12 protein-coding genes are annotated in these 19,357 nt (G+C 70.1%); 3 read left to right on the plus strand and 9 right to left on the minus strand.

Annotation, left to right across the window (positions count from 1 at the left end):
- Positions 1–37: 37 nt before the first annotated feature.
- Positions 38–553, minus strand: a complete 516-nt coding sequence (locus D187_RS48600; protein ID WP_002627748.1) for a hypothetical protein — start codon at positions 551–553, stop codon at positions 38–40.
- A 257-nt stretch (positions 554–810) separates the two neighbouring features.
- Here D187_RS48600 and D187_RS48605 point away from each other — a divergent pair, with 257 nt between their 5' ends.
- On the plus strand, positions 811–1,551 hold the full coding sequence (locus D187_RS48605) for a hypothetical protein (RefSeq protein ID WP_002627749.1): 741 nt from the start codon (positions 811–813) through the stop codon (positions 1,549–1,551).
- Positions 1,552–1,717: 166 nt separating this feature from the next.
- On the plus strand, positions 1,718–4,285 hold the full coding sequence (locus D187_RS48610; protein ID WP_020918790.1) for a serine/threonine-protein kinase: 2,568 nt from the start codon (positions 1,718–1,720) through the stop codon (positions 4,283–4,285).
- A gap of 327 nt (positions 4,286–4,612) precedes the next feature.
- On the opposite strand, the gene gyrB is transcribed toward D187_RS48610, so the two are convergent.
- Positions 4,613–7,072: a DNA topoisomerase (ATP-hydrolyzing) subunit B gene (gene gyrB / locus D187_RS48615; protein WP_002627751.1), complete on the minus strand. Its 2,460-nt coding sequence runs from the start codon at positions 7,070–7,072 to the stop codon at positions 4,613–4,615.
- Between the two features lie 126 nt (positions 7,073–7,198).
- Positions 7,199–7,657, minus strand: coding sequence for a PH domain-containing protein (locus D187_RS48620; protein WP_043435751.1), 459 nt, complete (start codon positions 7,655–7,657; stop codon positions 7,199–7,201).
- 102 nt (positions 7,658–7,759) lie between these two features.
- Here D187_RS48620 and D187_RS48625 point away from each other — a divergent pair, with 102 nt between their 5' ends.
- A complete protein-coding gene (locus D187_RS48625; protein WP_043435753.1) occupies positions 7,760–8,554 on the plus strand; it encodes a GNAT family N-acetyltransferase in 795 nt (264 codons plus the stop codon).
- Here D187_RS48625 and D187_RS48630 read toward each other — a convergent pair.
- The 6 genes from D187_RS48630 to D187_RS48655 form a co-directional block, all read right to left on the minus strand.
- Entirely contained in the window at positions 8,502–10,121 is a 1,620-nt protein-coding gene (locus tag D187_RS48630; protein WP_002627753.1) for a hybrid sensor histidine kinase/response regulator, read from the minus strand. The two genes, D187_RS48625 and D187_RS48630, sit on opposite strands and share 53 nt — an antisense overlap.
- A 584-nt stretch (positions 10,122–10,705) precedes the next feature.
- Positions 10,706–13,831, minus strand: a complete 3,126-nt coding sequence (locus D187_RS48635) for an ATP-binding protein (protein ID WP_002627754.1) — start codon at positions 13,829–13,831, stop codon at positions 10,706–10,708.
- A 192-nt stretch (positions 13,832–14,023) separates the two neighbouring features.
- The gene (locus D187_RS48640; RefSeq protein WP_002627755.1) at positions 14,024–14,608 is read right to left on the minus strand and encodes an HdeD family acid-resistance protein; all 585 of its coding nucleotides are present in this window, start codon (positions 14,606–14,608) and stop codon (positions 14,024–14,026) included.
- 193 nt (positions 14,609–14,801) lie between these two features.
- Positions 14,802–16,862: an elongation factor G gene (gene fusA / locus D187_RS48645; protein WP_002627756.1), complete on the minus strand. Its 2,061-nt coding sequence runs from the start codon at positions 16,860–16,862 to the stop codon at positions 14,802–14,804.
- A gap of 463 nt (positions 16,863–17,325) precedes the next feature.
- The gene (locus D187_RS48650) at positions 17,326–18,129 is read right to left on the minus strand and encodes a protein kinase family protein (RefSeq protein WP_076606364.1); all 804 of its coding nucleotides are present in this window, start codon (positions 18,127–18,129) and stop codon (positions 17,326–17,328) included.
- 26 nt (positions 18,130–18,155) lie between these two features.
- Positions 18,156–19,031 carry a hypothetical protein gene (locus tag D187_RS48655; protein WP_155894095.1) on the minus strand — a complete coding sequence of 292 codons (876 nt, stop codon included), beginning with the start codon at positions 19,029–19,031 and terminating at the stop codon, positions 18,156–18,158.
- Between the last annotated feature and the right edge of the window lie 326 nt (positions 19,032–19,357).

A 19,357-nucleotide genomic window follows, 5' to 3' on the forward strand; every position in this document is an offset into this window, starting at 1 on the left:
AGGCCCGACGGTCCGGAGTCCGTCCGCAAGCCCGCCCTCACGCCGCCACGGGGCGCGGAGTCACCGCCGCCGCGCTCACGCTCGGCTCGGCCGCGACAGTGGCCTCGGGCGCGCTTCCATCGGAGAACAGCGGCGCGCTCGGACGCGTCTTCGGCGGACGGCCCCGGCGGCGCGGCGAGTTCTCCTCGTTCTGCGCGCTCGCCTCGGGCGCCACGCCCGTCTCCACCCGCACGCCCCGCTTGGGCAGGCTGATCGCCTCCAGCTTCGCGCTCAGCTCCGCGTCCTCCTCGGAGAACACCCGCGCGTACGCCAGCGCCCGCTGACCCTTCTGCAACAGCGCGTCCTGGCTGTCCGCCAGCGCCTGGCGCGCCGCCTCCAGCGCCGCCTGCGCCCGCGCCACCGCCTCCGCCTGCTCCCTCACCCGGCTCGCCCCCTCCTCCAACACCTCCGTGTCCACGTCCGGAAACTTCACCTCGGACAATTCGGTGGAGAACACCTCGAGCAGCGCCCTCATCGCGGGCGAGATAGGATCGTTTTCCGTCGCGTCGAACATGGTCGGGGCTTCCCTTCGCGTGCTGCGTGAGGCCCCCTATCTGCACAGATGTGCAGTGTCAGATCAAGGGGGTACGCTGCGAGGCCGATTTGTCGGCCCTCCGGCCCGCTCGCTCGCCCGCCCTCCAGCGGCGCCGCGCCGGATGACCTTCCAGTGGGCCCCATTGACCCCCCCCTGGCGTCGCATGGGCCTCCACGAGACACGCGCTAGGATCTCCCTCCGGCCCCCGACCGGGCCCCCTGCCGGAGGAAGAAGCCGTGGACTGGATGCGAGTGCTGGAAGTATCGCTGCAGTACCTCGCGGTGGCCCTCATCGGCGCCTGCGTGGGCATTGGAGAGCTCGTCTCGCGCTACCAGGACAACCCCTACGAGGCCATTCGCAACCGGCACGCCGTGCTCTACACGGTCATCAATGTCCTCGCCGCGGTCGTCGCCCTGCTGGCCCTCAACACGGTGAACAACAAGGATCCCCTCGGGGATCAGAACGCGGCCCACCGCATCGGCTACACGCTGCTCGCCGGCTTCGGCGCCATGAGCATCCTGCGCTCCTCGGCCTTCACCCTGCGCTCGGGCAACAACGACATCTCCATCGGACCGAGCGCGCTGTTGCAGATCCTCCTCTCCGCCACGGACCGGGCCGTGGACCGCGCGCGCGCCACCGTGCGCGCCGAGCGGATGGCCAAGACGATGAAGGACCTGGAGTTCAGTCAGATCTCCACCGCCCTGCCCCAGCTCGCCTTCACGATGATGCAGAACGTGACGACGGAGGAGAAGCTGGACCTGGCCAATGAGATCTCCCGGCTGCGCGAGCAGGACATGGACGCGGTGATGAAGAGCATCTGCCTGGGGCTCGCGCTCAGCAACATCGTCGGGCAGAGCGTGGTGGACGCGGCCGTGGCGGCGCTGCGCCAGAGCCACAAGCCCGACAAGGCCCCCGCCCCCACCCACGCCACGCTCCTGGCCATAGCCCCCGCCGTGCCCCCCGCCGTGCCGAAGTGAGGAGCCCGGGGCAGGAGGGGGAGCAGGCGGACCCGGGCTCCCCAGCCCCGTCCCGGCCCCCGCTCCTGCCCGCCCGGGCCCGGGGCTCCGTCCCGTTTCGCGATTATTTGGGCGAAGCGCGGTATGCTGAACCTCCGGATTCCCCCTCAACGACACGACGCGCAACGTGGCCCCCAACGCAGCCCGGGACTTTGGCAGATACGAACTGGTGTCGAAGCTCGCCTCGGGCGGGATGGCGGTCACCTATCGCGCGACGATGAGGGGCGCGGCGGGGGTGACCAAGCCGGTGGTCATCAAGCAGATCCTCCCCCACTTCGCCGATGACCCCGCCTTCGTGGAGATGTTCATCAGCGAGGCGCGCGTGGCGGCGGCGCTCACCCACGGCAACATCGCCCAGGTCTTCGACTTCGGAGAGATCGACGGCCAGTACTTCCTGGCCATGGAGTTCGTGCACGGCCAGCCACTGTCCAAGGTGCTGCGCCGCGCCCAGCGCGCGGGCCTCCCGGCGCTGCCCATCCCCCTGGCGCTCTACATCGCCTCGCAGATCTGCGACGGGCTGGACTACGCGCACCGCCACCTGGACGAGCGCGGCGAGCCGCTGGGGCTGGTGCACCGCGACGTGTCCCCGGACAACGTGCTCATCTCCTACGAGGGCCAGGTCAAGGTCATCGACTTCGGCATCGCCAAGGCGACGAGCCTGGTGGAGGAGAGCACCTCGCCGGGCATGGTGAAGGGCAAGTACCCGTACTTCTCCACCGAGCAGGCCCGGGGCGATCAGGACCTGGACGCGCGCTCGGACACGTTCGCCGTGGGCGTGGTGCTCTACGAGATGCTGTGCGGCCGCCGCCCCTATGACGGCGACTTCGTCACCGTGCTGCCGCGCCTGCTCGCCGGCGACTACCCCAGGCCCTCCACGCTCAACCCCGCCATCGCCCCCGAGGTGGAGCTGGTGCTCGCCACGGCGATGGCGCTCGAGCGCGAGCAGCGCTACCCCACCGCCCAGGCCTTCTCCGAGGCGCTGCGCGAGCAGCTCTACTCCGCCTGGCCCCGCTTCTCGCCGAGCATGGCGTCGCAGCTGCTCGGCCACCTGTTCGCCGAGGATCTCGCGGCCGAGGGCCGCCGGGTGGAGGTGACACCCGCCTTCCTCGAGCAGTTGGCCGAGTGGCAGCACCAGACGAGCGCGGCGCCCCGCGCGGCCTCGGCGAGCACCAGCCGTCCCCGCGCCAGGCCCGCTTCCGACGGGGAGATCAGCGGGCCGATGCTGAGCAACCCCGGCGCGCGCCCCTCGTCGCGCCCCAGCTCCAGTGGTGCGGCCCGCGCCTCGCAGCCAGGGGGCGTGCGCCCCATCAGCGCGACCACGGGGCGCCGGGTGTCGAGCGCGGGCGTCGTGCGCGTCCCCTCCTCCACCGCCCCGCGCGAGGCACCGGCCCCCGAGACGATGGCGAGCCCGCTGACGGCCGCCCGCGTCCTCGAGAGCCCGAACGAGCCGCACGACAACACGCCCCTCGATATCGAGGTGCCGTCGGTCACCCACATCACGGCGCTGGAGTCCACCCCGGGCGATCCGCGCGAGCAACGGGCCCGCGAGGAGAAGGAGCGCGAGGAGAAGCAACGGCGCATGGTGCGCCAGCTCAGCATCCCGCTCTTCGTCCTCGCGCTGCTCGGCCTGCTCTACCTCGTCTTCTCACCCAAGAAGGCCAGTGAAGAGGAAGCCGCCAGGAGGGCCCCGTTGTGGCTCACCTCCACGCCGCCGGGCGCCACGGTGAAGCTCAACGGCCAGGACGTGCCCGGCGTCACGCCGCTCTTCGTGCCGGATGTGCCGATCTACGAGGCCAGCACCTTCGTGCTCACGCTGCCGGGCTACCGGACGTGGACCAAGCGCTTCACGCCCACGGCCAGCGACAAGCCCACCCTGAACGCGGTGTTCGAGCCGCTCGAGGTGGAGCCCCCTCCCCAGGCACCGCCCCCCGAGCCCGCTCCCGCGCCCGAGCAGCCCGACCTGTCGCGCAACGCGGTGGACTACCCGACGCGGCTGTTCGTCCTGCGCCCGCGCTACAACGCCTTCGTCGTGGACGGGCTCGCCACGGCCTCCCTCGAGCTCAACCCCCGGGTGGCCTACGCGGTCAGCACCGACGGCAGCGCCTCGCTGGCCTCCGGGCGGGGCGGGGCCACGGGCACGCTCGCCTACTTCGCCGAGGGCGACGACCTGTCCGCGGACGAGACCTTCGGGCTGCTCGGCCCGTCCACGCGCACGCTCAAGGGCGTGCGCCGGCTGCATGTCTTCCTCCTGGACGATGACCTGGCGGACAACAGCGGCACGGTGCGGGTGAACCTGCGCCAGTCCCAGTTCGTCGCGCCGCGCAGCCTCACCTTCGAGGCCACCCGCCACGCGCTGGTGCTCGCCCCCGAGCAGCAGTTCGTCCTGCGCGGGCTCAACCCGGACGCCGTCTACATGCTCACCGTGCGCGATGACGTCGCGGAGCTGCGCGTGGGCCCCACCGGCCGCACCCGCCGCGTGTTGTGCGTGGAGAGCAACTCGAAGTCCGCCCGGCGCTCGCACCGCCTGCTCGAGTCGGGCAAACGCTTCCAGATGACGGGCGCGGACACCCTGCGCTGCGCCTTCCCGGATGTGCGCGTGGAGGACAACGCGGGCGCCTTCGAGGTGGACCTCGTCGACGTCACCGAGATGTCCCGCAAGGAGCGCGCCGACGCCCTGCGCGGCCCCCTGCGCTGAGCCGCCTCCCCCGAGGCGAGGTAGGGAGCGGGCGGACAGGCGCCGATGCCATCCGACATGAGCGCCCAAACGCCCACCAGCCAAGCATACTTTGAGCACCGTTTTTCAACGGAACGGTGCATACTCTAGGGAAGGGCCTGGATCACCGGGTCCCTCCAAAAACCGAAGGATTCCTTCCGTAAGGGCTTGCTCGCGGCGGTGAGGCGATCAGGTTCAACAAGGACGGGAAAGGCACGTGGGCGCGGAGCCATTCATGGCACCGGGCCCACATGTCTTTTTGGGGCCACCCGCTCCCTCGAGAGGGAGGGAAGCGGGGGAGAAGGCGGCTCAGATGTCCAGGTTCTGCACGTTGAGGGCGTTGCGCTCGATGAACTCGCGCCGCGGCTCGACGGCCTCGCCCATGAGGAGCGAGAAGATCTCATCGCTCTCCACCGCGTCCTCGACGCGCACCTGCAGGAGCGTGCGGGTGGCCGGGTTCATGGTGGTCTCCCAGAGCTGCTCGGGGTTCATCTCGCCCAGACCCTTGTAGCGCTGCAGGCCGAGTCCCTTCTGGGCGTCCTTGCGCACGGCCTCGAGGACTTCCTGGACGGACAGGGCGAGCACCTCGCCATCGCCCACCTTCACCTTGTAGGGCGCCTTGCCCAGCGAGGCGAACGCGTCGTGCAGGCTCGCGAGCTCCTGGTACTCGGGCGAGGAGAGGAAGGCGTGGTCGAACACGGACTGGCGCAGGCCGCCGTTGATGTCCGTCTTCACCACCAGCTTCTTCGCCTGGGCCTCGGGGTCGTCCACGATGGCCGTCTCCATGCGGCCGAGGGTGTCCGGCATGCGCATCTGGAGGTAGGCGCGCAGCTGCGCCACCTGCTCGCCGAGCAGGGCCTCGTTGGACAGGGTGGCCACGTTCAGGCTGCTGCCCTGCACCAGGGCGTCCACCACGCGCGCGTCCCGCCGCGCCGCCAGCTTCTCCAGGCGCTCCTCGTAGGTGAGCACCTTCTCCAGGAGCGAGCGCAGCTCCGAGCCGCCCAGCTCCCCGCCCGGCGTCACCACGCGCGAATGGTCCGAGGCGATGCGCAAGAGGTAGTCATTGAGGCCGCGCTGATCCTTGACGTACAGGTCCTTCTTGTTGCGCGTGACTTTGTAGAGCGGCGGCTGGGCGATGTAGAGGTAGCCGCTCTGGATGAGCTCCGGCATCTGCCGGTAGAAGAACGTGAGCAGCAGGGTGCGGATGTGGCTGCCGTCCACGTCGGCGTCCGTCATCAGGATGATGCGGTGGTAGCGCGCCTTGGTGGGATCGTAATCCTCGCGGCCGATGCCCGTGCCCAGCGCGGTGATGAGCGTGACGATCTCCGCGCTGGTGAGCATCTTCTCGAAGCGCGCCTTCTCCACGTTGAGGATTTTGCCGCGCAGGGGAAGGATGGCCTGGTTGCGCCGGTCGCGGCCCTGCTTGGCCGAGCCGCCTGCGGAGTCACCCTCGACGAGGTACAGCTCGCTCTCGCTCGGATCGCGGCTCTGGCAGTCGGCGAGCTTGCCCGGCAGCGAGCCGCCATCGAGGATGCCCTTGCGCCGCACCGTCTCGCGCGCCTTGCGCGCCGCGATGCGCGCGCGCGTGGCGTCGCCAATCTTCATGACGATCTTCTTGGCGACGATGGGGTTCTCCTCGAGGAAGGTGGCGAGCTGGTCATTGACCATCTGCTCGACCAGACCCTTGACCTCGCTGTTGCCCAGCTTCGTCTTCGTCTGCCCCTCGAACTGGGGGTTGGACAGCTTCACGGAGATGACGGCGGACAGGCCCTCGCGCGCGTCCTCGCCGGTGGGCGTCTCCTTGAGGTCCTTCCACACGCCGCTCTTCTCCGCGTAGGTGTTGAGCGTGCGGGTGAGCGCGGCCTTCATGCCCGACAGGTGCGTGCCCCCCTCGTGCGTGTTGATGTTGTTGGCGAAGGTGTAGATGCGCTCGTCGTAGCCATCGTTCCACTGCAGGGCGATCTCCAGCGCCAGGCCCTCGCGCTCGGTGCTGAAGTGGATGGGCTTGTCGTGCAGCGCCTCCTTCGCCTTGTTGATGTACTCCACGAAGGACACGATGCCGCCGTCGAACTTGAACTCGTGCTCCTTGCCGATGCGCATGTCGCGGATGACGATGCGCAGGCCGGCGTTGAGGAACGCGAGCTCGCGCATGCGCTGGCTGAGCGTCTCGAAGTTGAAGTCCACCACCTCCATGATGGTGGGGTCCGGCTTGAACGAGATGAGCGTGCCGCGCTTGTCCGTCTCGCCCACCACCGTCACCGCGTCCTGCGGCACGCCGCGCGCGTAGGAGTGCTCGTACACCTTGCCAGCGCGCTGGATGCGGACCTTGAACCACTCGGAGAGGAAGTTCACGCACGTGACGCCCACGCCGTGCAGACCGCCGGACACCTTGTAGGCGCCGTTGCCGAACTTGCTGCCCGCGTGCAGCTCGGTGAGCACCACGTCCAGCGTGTCCTTGCCCTTGAACTTGGGATCCGGGTGGGGACCTACCGGAATGCCGCGGCCGTTGTCCTGCACCGACAGCGAGCCATCCACGTGGATGACCACCTCGATGTCCGTGCAGTGGCCCGCGAGCGCCTCGTCGACGGAGTTGTCCACCACCTCGTAGACGAGCTTGTGCAGCCCGTAGTGGACGGTGTCGCCGATGTACATGCCCGGCCGCTTGCGAACGGCTTCCGCGCCTTCCAGCTTCGTGATGGCACCGGCGTCATAGTCCCCGGACGACGACGACGGAGCCGCCGGAGTGGCGGGGGTGGGGAGGTTTTCCATGTGCGGAGATCCTTCGGAAATCACAGGTCGGGAAGCCCGGGTGCCTACCATTGGAAGATACCCCGGACAAGAATGTGGAGAACACGCAAGGCGTGGAAAAGATTCACGAAATGTCCCGAAATGACGCTAGGCGTCGAACCGGGGGACGGGCTTGCGTTCCTCGAGAGCGGACGCGAGCTCGCCATAGGTGTTTTTGGAGGCGAAGAGGTGCCGGGTGACGAGCACCCGTCCCCCCTCGTCGAGGAACAGGCCGAGCACCTCGCCGTGGCGGCCGATGCGCCGCACGGAGTCGATCTGCCCCCAGGACAGCTGAATCCGGCCGGTGGAAAAGGGACGAGCCACTTCCACGCCCCGAGCACTGAGTGTAACGCCCCAGCCTGACCGGGGCCGCAAGCGATGCCAGGCGAACGCGAAGACGAGCATCAAGCCTCCGGTGACGCCCGCCCGGGCCACGGCCAGGGGAGGGTTGCCCTGTGAGCGGGCATCCGCCAGGGACCAGGCGCTGAGAATGGCCAGCACACACGCGCCCAGGAACAGGGCGCGGCGCGAGAAGCGGGGATCGAAGGCGTAGAAGCGGGGCTCCATGCGAGCAGCCTGCACCCTACCCTCCCCGAGGGCCCGCCGGGTATTTTCCCGCCGCCCGCACTGTCCACCCGCAAGCGCCCGCGCACTCCAGGAGAGCCCCCCATGACGGACGCTGAACTCACCGCGCGGCTGCGCGCCAACCTGCTGGCCTTCAAGGCGATGCAGACGCGCACCACGGCCCTGCGCGGGCTCGAGATGCCAGGAGTCCGGGCCCTGTGCCTGCCCGGCCGGGGTGTTCCCCTCTTCCAGCAACAGGTGCTGTACGCCCACCCGGAGGCGCTCGCGCCCGCCCTGCCCCGGCTGGAGGCCTGGTACCGCGACCAGCACGTGCCCGCCTGGCGCGTGCTCGTCACCCCGGGGGACTCGCACGCCGAGTCCGCCCTGGCCGCCGCCGGCTACGCGCCCGAGGGCGGCATGCCCGCCATGGGCCTGTGCCTCGCACCCACTCCGCCCTCCCGCCTCCCCCCGGGGCTCTGCCTGGAGTCCTCCGAGGACCCGCGCGAGGTGATTGAACTCAACAGGCTGTGCTACCCCCCGGGCGTCATGGACTTCCTGGGCGTCTGGGGGGGTGGATCGCCGCCGGACGTCCCGCTGTACGGGGTGCTCGTGCGCGAGGCGGGCCGGGTGCTCTCCGGGGGACTGGCGCTCGATCTGGACGACACCGCGGGCGTGTACATGGTCGCCACGCACCCCGAGGCGCGCCGCCGGGGACTGGGCGCGCGGGTGATGGAGGCCCTGCACGCGCGGGCGCTCGCGCGCGGCCGCGCCGCCTCCGTCCTCCAGTCGTCCGAGGAGGGCGTCGCCATGTACCAGCACATCGGCTACCGGCACCTCGGGACGTGGGTCAACTGGGTGCGCCGCGCCGGGCAGGCGGCTCCAGGGGCAGCTCCAGGGTGAAGCGCGCGCCCCCTTCCGGGCGATGCTCCGCCCAGACGCGGCCGCCATGAGCCTCGGCCGCCCGGCGCGCCAGGTACAGCCCCAGCCCCAGTCCCCCGTACGAGCGCGAGGACACCGCCCGCCCGAAGCGCTCGAAGATGCGCTCCAGGTGCGCCTCCGGCACGCCGATGCCCTGGTCCTCCACCACCACGCGCGCCCGGCCCCCGGCCTCCTCGCCGCGCACCTCCACCGGCAGGCGCGGACCGAACTTGAGGGCGTTGGCCACCAGGCTCGACACCACCTGCTCCACGCGCATCCGGTCCCACTGGCCCACCAGCCCCGGAGCCACGTTCACCCGCAGTCCACAGCCCACCGCCTCGGCCTCCGCCTGGAAGCGCTCCAGCACCTCGCCCACCAGCTCGCCCAGGTCCACCCGCTCGGGGGACAGGGGCAGCTCGCCCGTGGACAACAGCGACACGTCCAGGAGCGACTCCACCAGCGTGCCCAGGCGCCGCACCTGGCGCAGCCCCCGCTCCAGCCGCTCGCACAGGGCCGGGGACTCGCGCCGGGAGCGCTGCACGAGCGAGCCGAGCTGCAACCCCAGCGTGGTCAACGGCGTGCGCAGCTCGTGCGCGGCCACGGCCAGGAAGTCGTCGCGCAGGTGGATGGCCTCCTGCGCCTCGCGGTAGAGCCGCGCGTTCTCCAGCGCGAGCGCGGCGCGGCGCCCCACGTCCTGGAAGAGCGCCAGGTCCTCCGCCGTGAAGGCCGCCCGGTCTCCCGTGGCGAACAGGGTCATCACCCCCTGGCTCTGCCGCCGCCCCCGCAGAGGGACGCAGACGGCCGAGTGCAAGCGCAGCTCGGTCACCACGCGCAGGTGCTCCGGCGAGCGCGCCCAGGCCAGTAACTCGGCCCGGAACTCCGGCACCCACTGCGCCTGGCCCGTGCGCCAGGTATACGCGGAGCCCGAGGTAGCATCCGGCACGAGCGGGAAGAGCCGGTCCAGGTCGCGACCCCGCTCCACCCATTCGGGGTCCTCGTGCGCCAGCACCACCAGCTCGAGCTGCCCCTTGTCGTCGGGAGCGTAGACGGAGCACCAGTCCGCCAGCTCCGGCACCATCAGCCGCGCCACCTGCTGCAGCGTCTCCTGGAAGTCCAGCGAGCCCGCCAACACCTCGCCCACGCGCGCCATCAGCGAGCGCTCGCGGCGCAGGCGCGACACCTCCAGCTCACGGGCCACCACCGCCGACAGCCGGTCCAGGCTCGCCCGGGAGAAGCAATCCCGTGCCCCCGCCTTCATCACCTCACCGGCCCCGCGCTCGTCCAGGTGCTCGGAGAGGACCAGGAGCGGAATCTCCAGGCCGCGCGCGCGCACGGCGTCCAGCACCGTCACGGCGTCGAGGCCCGGCGGGCCCTCGCCACACACGAGCACCTCCCACGGCCCCCGCTCCAGCGCCGTGCCCAGCTCCCCGGCGGTGCGCACGACGCACGCCTGGATTTCACCGTGGCCGCCCTCGCGCAGGGCCTCCACCACCCGAGCCTCGTCGTTCGGCTCTCCCGCCACCAGCAGGACGCGCAGGGGCGCCGTCATCCACGAGCCCCCGGCCCCCAACCCTGGCCGGCACCCGTCCCGAGGCGCACGCCCGCCCGGGGCACCTCGTCCTCACGCAAGAGGGATCGCTGGATGTACATGCTCGCAACTCCACGCCTTGGACCCAAGGACAAGCCTATAGCGGGTCCCTTCCGTGTCGTCCGCCAGGAAGCAACCCCCCTGGTCCTGGAACGCTCCCCGGTGAACGTCTCGCGGCGAGCCGGCGGCGCCGGAGCCTGAAAAAAGTCTGGAAAATGCCCGTCAGGACTCGCGCCCGGGTCCCGTCCCCGTCCTCATCGGAACGCCCGGCCGGAAAGGCCCCACACGCCCCATCGTCCAGCCCTGAAAAGGCCCTCTCCCATCGAGAGAGGACAACGAAACCGATGGCTTTCCCACTCGGGCGTTCCGTCCCCTTCCACACCCGCTTCTCGCGTCCGGCCGAACAGGCCCCACAAGCCCACACTCTCCGTGTCGCCGGTTCGACTCCGGCTCTCCCGATACGCCGCACCGGGAGATAGCTCAGGGGTAGAGCAAGAGACTCCCACTCGTGGCTTGTTCACTCGGACGCGGTCTTTCCTTCCGCCTCACGCCCGCAGGACACTGCCCTCCAGCTCCAGCACGCGCTGCTCGAAGAGGCGCAAGGCCTCGCGCAGGTCGGACGAGGCCGCCTCCGCGGGAGCGTTGCGCGCGTTCATCAGCCGTCGCCGCGCCGCCAACAAGGCGCGCTGCCCCTGCTCGGTGTGCGGAGCGCTCCCGGCCTCCGCCAGGTCCACCGCCACGCGCAGCACCGAGGTGAGCTCGCGCAGCACGAGGTCGTCCTGGAGCTCCGGGGCCTGGGTGAGCGTGGAGAAGCCCTGCCGCGCGGCCACGAGGTTGCCCTGGGTGGCCTGCACCGCGGACAGGTGCGCGCTGAAGCGCAGCGAGTGCCACCGGGACACCCGGGCCAGCAGCCCCACCGCGTCCTCCAGGCTCCCCCGCGCGGAGGCAAGCGCGCCGAGCGCCACCAGCGCCCGGCCCTGCTCGCCCAGCGCCACGCCCTCCACCAGCCGCATGCCGAGCTGCCGCCCCATCCGCACCGCCTCGCCCAACTGCTCGCGCGCCTCCGCCGCCCGGCCCGCGTCGAGCAGGAAGCAGCCCAGGTTCACCAGCGCCAGCGCCTGGCCCGAGCGGTCTCCCACGCGCGCCGCCTTCTCCAGGGCCTCCTCCAGCAGCGTCACCGCCTCCGCCGTGCGCCCGTGCTCGCCAATGGCCAGCGCGTAGTTGACGAGGAAGCCCACCTCGAACGCAACGTCGCCGATGGCCCGGAACAGCTCCAGTGCCGAGCGCAGGTGCGGCAGCGCCGGCTCCACCCCGCGCCGTCCCAGCTCCAACAGGCCGAGGTTGCCCACCGCGTACGCGTCCAGCCAGAGGTCTCCCCCCGAGGACAGCTCCAGCGCCTCCTGGATGAGCGTCCAGGCCGCGCCCGTGTCGCACTCCTCCCGGGCCACGATGCACAGGTCCACCAGGACGCGCTTCTCCCGCTCCCCCGCGCCCAGCTCCCGGTAGATGGAGCGCGCCTCGCCCAGGTCCGTCCACGCGGCCGTCATCCGGCCCTCCATGTGGTGCACCCGGCCCCGGACGGCGAGCGCCTCGGCGCGCAGCAGCGGGTCCACCTCCACGTGGACCGACAGCTCCAGCGCCTTGTCCAGACGCGCCAGCGTGAGGCCCACCGGCCCGCGCGCCATCACGTCCGGCTCCAGCGCCACCAGCGCGCCCAGCGCCCGCTCCAGCGTGCTCGCCGTGACGGGCGCCACCGCCAGCGCGTTGTCACACGCCGCCAGCAGGTTCTCGCGCTCGAGCACCAGCCGGCGGAAGGCCATCTCCCCCGCCCCTCCCCCGCCCCGCTCGCTCAAGCGCCGCGCGAGCGCCAGGTAGCACGCCGCGTGGCGCGCCGCGACCGTCGCCCCCTCGCCCCGCTCCGCCAGGCGGCTCGAGGCGTACTGGCGGATGCTCTCGTACATGCCCAGGCGCAGCTCCCCCGGGAGCCCATCCGGCGTGAAGACGCGCAAGAGCGACTTGGAGCGCAGCGAGTGGATGATCTCCAGCACGTCCGGCCCGCCCGGGGGGAACACCAGCACGGCCTCGGCCGACTCCAGGGTGAAGCCGCCGCGGAACACCGAGCACTGCGCCAGCGCCGCGCGCTCGGCGGGCTCCAAGAGGTTCCACGACCAGTCGATCGCCCCCCACAGCGTGTTCTGCCGCGCCGACACGTCGCGCCGCCCGCCGCGCAACAGCTCGAAGCGGCGCGAGAGCCGATCTTGAATCTGACTCACCCCGAGCAGGTTGGTGCGCGCCGCCGCCAGCTCGATGGCCAGGGGGATGCCGTCCAGCTTGCGCACGATGTCCGCCACCAGGGGGGCCTCCGTCTCCGTCAGCTCGAAGCCCCCGCGCACCGCGCGCGTGCGCTGCACGAACAGGTACACCGCGCCACAGGCGAGCAGCACCGGCAGCCGCGTCTCGCCCTCCTCGGGCACCCTCAGGGGCTCCAGGTCCACCACGCGCTCGGTGGGCAACTGGAGCGCCTCGCGCGAGGTGACGAGGAAGCGGGCCCGGGGCGCCAGCTCGCGCCAGCGGCCCAGCGTGGCGGGCATGCGCTGGATGACGTGCTCCACGTTGTCGAGGATGACCAGCACGTCCCCGCGTCCGGCCAGGGCGCGGCCCAGCCGGTCCGCGGGCTCGCTGTCCTCGCCCGAGCGCGTGAGCGCGACGCCGAGCGCCCGGCCCACGGCATGACAGATGTCATCCACCGTCACCGCGTCCGACAGCTCGCACAGCCACACCCCGCCGTCCCACGCCTCCGCCTCCAGGTTGCCGAAGCGCGTGGCCAGCCGGCTCTTGCCCATGCCACCCGGGCCCAGCAGCGTCACCAGCGAGTGGCCCTCGGCGAAGCAGCGGCGCAGCTCCTTGAGCTCCTCGTCGCGGCCAATCAGCTCCCCCGTCTCGCCCGGGAGGTTGCCCCGCCGGGCCTTCTGCACCCGCGGCGCCTCGAAGCGGCGATCCGCGAGCCGCGCGGGCAGCACCTCCACCAGCGCCATGGGCTCCTCGATGCCCTTGAGGAGATAGTCGCCCAGCGAGCGCACCACGGGGCCACCCAGCGCCTCCCACGCGTCCGCCACGCGCGTCCACGCGCTCGCGCTCACCAGCACCTGGCCGCCATGGCCCGCCGAGGCGATGCGCGCCGCCGCGTTCACCATCCGCCCGTAGTAGTCCATGTGGCCAGTGCGCTCATCGAGCCGGCACTCGGGCTCGCCCAGGTGCACGCCCATGCGCACGCGCAGCCCCCGGTGCATCACCCCGTGGGGGCCCCGCTCCACCCGCGCGTCCGGCTCGGCGAGCAGCACCTCGGGCCAGGGCGCCTCCAACAGCGCCTGCTGCGCCTCCAGGCACCAGCGCACCGCCTCCACCACCGACGCGAAGGCCACCATGAAGGAGTCCCCCTGCGTCTTCACCTCGTAGCCCCCGTGCACGTCCAGCAGGGCGCGCAGCACCTCGTTGTGCACGTCCAGCGCCCGGCCCATGTCGGAGGGGCAGCGCTCCCACAGCCGGGTGGAGCCCTGCACGTCCGTGAAGACGAGCGCGACCGTGCCCGTGGGGGCCACCACGGGGGAAGCGTTGCGCACGGGGAAGTCCCCGGCGCTCGGAATCTCGATGGCACCGGCCGGTGGAAACATGCGCAAAACGATCCCCATCACCAGTCCCCTCGCCTGGGGTCATGATGACCACGCGAGCGCGCATTGGCGCCTGCCCAGCTTTTCCATCCGTGCACCAGCGCACGGATTTCCAGGGGCCAGGACGAGACCCCAGGGGGGTTGAAACATCCACCCGTGAACAGCCCCCGGCGAGCGGGGGCCACCGGGGAGGGATCATCCCTCGGGGGTCCGACGCATCAGGCCACGCACCACGAGTGCGCCGGCCAGCAGGGACAGTCCGCGGGTGAGCAGTTCCACCCCCACCACGACGCCGAGCACCCACAGGGACGCGGAGGGCATCCGGCTGAAGATGAGGGCGCCGAGCATCACCGACACCGCGCCCTGGGCGAAGTCCCAGCCCCAGCCCGGGTGGCGATCCGAGCTCGCGGTGATGACGCGGAAGAAGCCACTGGCGAAGAAGTACGCGGCGAGCAGCAACGTGAGCGACATCAGCCCCGCACCCGGCTGGGTGAGGAGGAAGCCCCCCACGAGGAACGACAGCAGGCCCCCGAGGACGAACAGGAGGAAGGGGCCGGTGTCGCGGTTGCGCAGGCCGTGGACGATCTCCAACAGCCCCGCCACCATCAGCACCACACCGTAGAAGAGGACGGACAGGGCGCTGGTGAGGGTCGCGCTGCCCAGCGCCAGCACGCCGAGCAGGGTGACGAGCACCCCCATCACCAGGGGGCCCGTCCACAGTGCGCTCGGATGCCAGGGGCGACGGGGAGGCGGCTCGAGGGAGGAGTCGGGGGTGGCCATGGGGGGCGCTCTCCGGAACGGCGGGTGGGGCTGTGCCTCGAACGTGGGAGTCGGTCCGGAGGCCGACAAGGGACGACCGAGGACTCCCAGGAGGCGGATGGCTCCTCGGTCCGGATGACGAGCGGGCACGGGTCGCCGGGAAGAGAACGCGGGGGCCTCGGAAGCCGCGGCTCCCAAGGCCCCCTTTTCCGACTCAGGCCCGCGCCTCCAGCACAGAATCCTGGAGCGCGTCGGGGACGGGCTCATAGGCGGACAGGCGCAGACTGGCCGAGGCGCGTCCCTGCGTGCGGCCCCGGAGGCTCGTCACATAGCCGAAGAGGTTCGCCATGGGCACCCGCGCGGAGACGCTCCGCGTGGCCCCATGGCCCTCCAGGCCCCCCACCCGTCCGCGCCGAGAGGACAGGTCCCCGAGCACGTCGCCGAGGAACTCCTCGGGCGTGGTGACCTCCACGTCCATCACGGGCTCGAGCAACCGCACACCCGCGTGGCGCGCGGCCTCCTGGAAGGCGAGCGAGCCGGCCATCATGAAGGCCTGCGGGGTGGAGTCGCGCACGTGCGTGCTCCCATCGAGCAGCCGCACCTCCACGTCCACCACCGGGTGGCCCGAGAGCACCCCGCGCCGCATGGCGCCCTCCACGCCCTTCTCGATGGCGGGGATGAATTCCCGGGGGATGACGCCGCCGTGGGTGTCGTCCACGAAGACGAGCCCCGCGCCACGAGGCGCCGGACCGACCTCGAGCACCACATGGGCGTACTGACCAGGGCCTCCGCTCTGCCGGACATGACGGTACTCCTGACGCACCCGGCGGCGCAGCGTCTCGCGCCAGGCCACCTTGGGTTGTCCCACTCGGGCTTCCACGCCGTACTCGGTTCTCAGCCGGTCCACAATGATCTCCAGGTGCAGCTCTCCCATGCCGGAGAGCAGTTGCTGTCCGGACTCGGCATCCACGCCCACGTGCAGCGAGGGGTCCTCCGCGGCGAGCCGGGCGAGCCCCTCCTCCATGCGCTGCTGGTCCGCGCGCGAGGCGGCCTCCACGGCGAGCTGGATGACGGGCTCGGGGACGTGGAGCGACTCGAGGAGCACGGGGGACTCGGGGGAGCAGAGCGTGTCGCCGGTGCGCACGCCCTTGAGGTTGAGCGCGGCGCAGATGTCGCCCGCGTGCACCTCGTCCACCTCCTCGCGCTTGTTGGCATGCATGAACATGAGACGTCCCACGCGCTCGCGGCGCTGTTGACGGGTGTTGAGCACGGCCATGCCCGTGCGCAGCGTGCCCGAGTAGACGCGCAGGAACACGATGGTCCCCACGGCCTTGTCGTGCATGAGCTTGAAGACGAGCGCGCTCACGGGCTCCTCCTCCGCGGACGCACGCACGTCCGACGGCGCGGGCAGGTAGTTGACGATGGCGTCCAGCAACATGCGCACTCCCTTGTTCTTGAAGGCCGCCCCGCACAGCACGGGCACGAGCCTCCTCTGGAGCGTCCCCGAGCGCAGCGCGCGCTCCAGCTCCTCCTCGGTGATGTCTCCCCAACGCCCGTCCACGTACTTCTCCAGCAGCGTGCCGTCCTCCTCGGCGCACGCCTCGATGAGCCGCAGGCGCAGGGCCTCGGCCCACTCGCGCAGGGACGCGGGGATGTCCTGTCCCTCGCGGGTCTCGCCGCCCTCCTCGTCGAAGAAGAAGGCGCGCATGCGGACCAGGTCGATGAGGCCGCGGAAGTCCGCGCCCTCGCCGATGGGCAGTTGCACCGGCACGGACCGGACGCCCAGCCGCTGACGGATGGAGTCCACGCACATGCCGAAGTCCGCGCCCACCTTGTCCATCTTGTTGAGGAACGCGATGCGCGGCACGCCGTGGCGATCCGCCTGGCGCCAGACCGTCTCGGATTGGGGCTCCACGCCCTGGCTGCCGTCGAACACGGCCACGGCCCCGTCGAGCACGCGCAGCGAGCGCTCCACCTCGATGGTGAAGTCCACGTGCCCCGGCGTGTCGATGATGTTGAGACGGTGCTCGGTGCCCGAGAAGGGCCCGCGCATGGGCTTCCAGGAGGCGGTGGTGGCCGCCGAGGTGATGGTGATGCCGCGCTGCTTCTCCTGCACCATCCAATCCATCTCGGTGGAGCCGGTGTGCACCTCGCCCATGGCGTGGATGCGGCCGGTGAAGAAGAGGATGCGCTCGGTGAGCGTGGTCTTGCCCGCGTCGATGTGGGCCATGATGCCGATGTTGCGGTAGCGCTCGATTCGAGTGGTGCGAGACATAAAGACTTCCCGTTCCCGGCGGAGGAGAGCCTCCGCGGGTTGAAGACAGACACTGGTTGGAAATGGAGGGAGCGGCGGGCCTGGCGGGCGGACGCACGCATGCCCGGAGCGACCCCTCGGGGCGGCTCAGGACGACGTGAGGACACACGAGGGCCCGGCGGGATCAGGGGCGGAAGCTCAGACTCCAGGGGCACACGGGAACCAGCCACCCGCGCACCCGGAGCACCGAGTCCGCCTGCTCAAATGTCGAGCAGCACCTTGTTGCGGGACAGACGCACGTCCACCGTCGACGCGGAGACGCGCTCGGACGGCACACCCAGGATGGTGGTGACGGGCTTCATGACCAGGACATATTGCAACAGCTTTCCCGGTTGTCAATCCCGTGCGTGTCTGGGCCTGGAGGAGCGCTCTCTTTATTCCACGAATTCCGTGGCGCCGCCCACCACGTACTGGGAAGCACGACCTACGGCTTTCCGGACTGACGATCCCAGGAGTACAGCAGCGCGAGCAAATCCGACGTGCACGCACCGGACACGCGCTCGAACGCAGGTGGAGGGAGCGCGGCGAGGCGTTCGCGCTGGAAAGCAGGATCGGCTACCACATCCCGATGCTTCAGGTTGCGTGCGAAGGAGAGCGCATGGGGCATTTGCCGGAGGATGGCCTCGATGCAGTCTTCCCGGGTCGCTCGTGCCATGCGCTCCGCCGCTGCCGTCAGGCGCTCGCGCACTGGGGTTTCCCCTCCTGGGCACCAGGCATCCATGGCCCAGTCACAAGTGGCTTCCATCAATTCATCCAAGGTGAACGGAGCACCTAACGTCTTGAAGAGGTAGCGCGCCCCCTGGAGCGGCTCCCAGAAACGCAGCACGGCCTGGAGGCGCAGCGCCGTGCGCTCAGCACTCACCGGGACCATGGCCGAAGTGGCGAAGTACAGCGCGCCCCAGGCGGCATCGAGGAAGCCCGCCTCGTACGCATCCCTGGCGGGGAATGTGTTCTGACCCTCCAGTGCTTCGGACAAGCCGCTCATGACATGGGACACCATGTAAAGCCGCCATGCTGGGCGCTCGTGCTGTAGATCCGCCCCCTCGTGCGTCAGCACCACATCGCTGAGGAGCACCTCCTGCATCTGAAGAGGAGCAGGAAAGGAGCCGTCCTTCCCGTACAGCGCGCCACACCGCAGGCCCTCTTTCCGAGTCTTCCGCTGCACTGAGGAGAAGGTGCCATGCAGGAATGACGGTAGTTGCAGAGAAACTGGCGGTCCAGGCGTCATGACGCGCGTCCTATCAAACCGGGTCATCAGCGAGAAAGAGGCATGCTCGCGGCGGCGGGCACTCGCGATGGGGTCGCAGCAGGTGTCGGTCGCGCTGGAAAGGGGACAACCTGTCCACCGCCCTGGTGCGGGGGTTGTTGAGTCCCTGAGCCCGAACTCATCCGGCCCAGAATCGCACTCGAGAAGAACCCCGTCGCGGCAGTGCCAACGACCTCAATGACGATGCCGACCACACCGCGCAAGGTAGCGAGCCGTTCGCGCCGACTGACCAGTCCTTCCACGGCTTGTCCAACCCACCCACCGTATTGCCTAATCTCCTGTTCGGTGAGCACCACCCAATGGCCAGCATCATATGCCGCGACCTCGGACTCGAAGAGCTGCTGGCTACGAGTCCACCGGTACTGGACCACCCCTGGCTCGTTGGTCCGCCACTCCAGACGCCAGATGTATTGCCCTCGCGCGAAACGTATCAGGACCTCGCCTTGGAACTCCGTTCCCCCCAAGAAGCTCGCTTCTGGAGAAACGGCCCGGTTCAGCACGGCCAGATAGACTTGCACTTCCTGTCGGCCTTCCAGAAGACCTTTCTCATTCCAGGGCTTGATCTCGAAGACGTACAAAGCGGTAACATCGGTGATATCTGGGCGGAGCTTGCGCTCATTCGGGAGCAGACGGTACTTGTCCCCGAGCCTCGCGTCCTCAAGGATGGCATCAATTGTCTTTGTATTATAGAACGCGCGATTCTGCGGGTAATGCACCCCGTACATATATGCGATCAGCCTGTGCGCGGCGTTACCAAGGAAGAACTCCCAAGGCATTTCTGAATTCGGATTGCGGCCAGGGACGTTGTAGCCCTCATGCAACGGATGGGAAGATTCGCCACCTGCCTCTGAGCCATCGCTCATGGCCAGCAGAAGTCGCGGCGACACAGCGGGTATGAATGAAGGAGTGAAGCGTCCCCTCTCCACGCTTCGGGCAGGAAGAAACTGAGTGCCGGAGGTCGTGGCACAACCGACGAGCATCCACGCGAGAAGGAGGGCCGCCCAAACGCACGCGGCCCGAAGCCTGGACAGACTCCTGATGCAAACACCCACGAACACCTCCCACTTCACCGCCGGGCAGGCGTGAAGTCGGGAAGCAGTAGAATCCGAGAGACGACAGGGCACGCCAGAGGATTGCCAGGAGGCAACCAGCTCCCCAAGTGCCGATCGGGTTCCCGCGGAACTCCTCT

It is taken from the genome of Cystobacter fuscus DSM 2262, from assembly GCF_000335475.2.
In the GTDB taxonomy this organism is placed as follows: Bacteria; Myxococcota; Myxococcia; order Myxococcales; family Myxococcaceae; genus Cystobacter; species Cystobacter fuscus.

What these genes read in the sequence shown, in the direction of transcription:
- D187_RS48600 (WP_002627748.1), bottom strand. Translation starts at nt 553, where the DNA reads ATGTTCGACGCGACGGAAAACGATCCTATCTCGCCCGCGATGAGGGCG.
- gyrB (WP_002627751.1), bottom strand. Translation starts at nt 7,072, where the DNA reads ATGGAAAACCTCCCCACCCCCGCCACTCCGGCGGCTCCGTCGTCGTCG.
- D187_RS48620 (WP_043435751.1), bottom strand. Translation starts at nt 7,657, where the DNA reads ATGGAGCCCCGCTTCTACGCCTTCGATCCCCGCTTCTCGCGCCGCGCC.
- D187_RS48625 (WP_043435753.1), top strand. Translation starts at nt 7,760, where the DNA reads ATGACGGACGCTGAACTCACCGCGCGGCTGCGCGCCAACCTGCTGGCC.
- D187_RS48630 (WP_002627753.1), bottom strand. Translation starts at nt 10,121, where the DNA reads ATGACGGCGCCCCTGCGCGTCCTGCTGGTGGCGGGAGAGCCGAACGAC.
- D187_RS48635 (WP_002627754.1), bottom strand. Translation starts at nt 13,831, where the DNA reads ATGTTTCCACCGGCCGGTGCCATCGAGATTCCGAGCGCCGGGGACTTC.
- D187_RS48640 (WP_002627755.1), bottom strand. Translation starts at nt 14,608, where the DNA reads ATGGCCACCCCCGACTCCTCCCTCGAGCCGCCTCCCCGTCGCCCCTGG.
- fusA (WP_002627756.1), bottom strand. Translation starts at nt 16,862, where the DNA reads ATGTCTCGCACCACTCGAATCGAGCGCTACCGCAACATCGGCATCATG.
- D187_RS48650 (WP_076606364.1), bottom strand. Translation starts at nt 18,129, where the DNA reads ATGACGCCTGGACCGCCAGTTTCTCTGCAACTACCGTCATTCCTGCAT.
- D187_RS48655 (WP_155894095.1), bottom strand. Translation starts at nt 19,031, where the DNA reads ATGAGCGATGGCTCAGAGGCAGGTGGCGAATCTTCCCATCCGTTGCAT.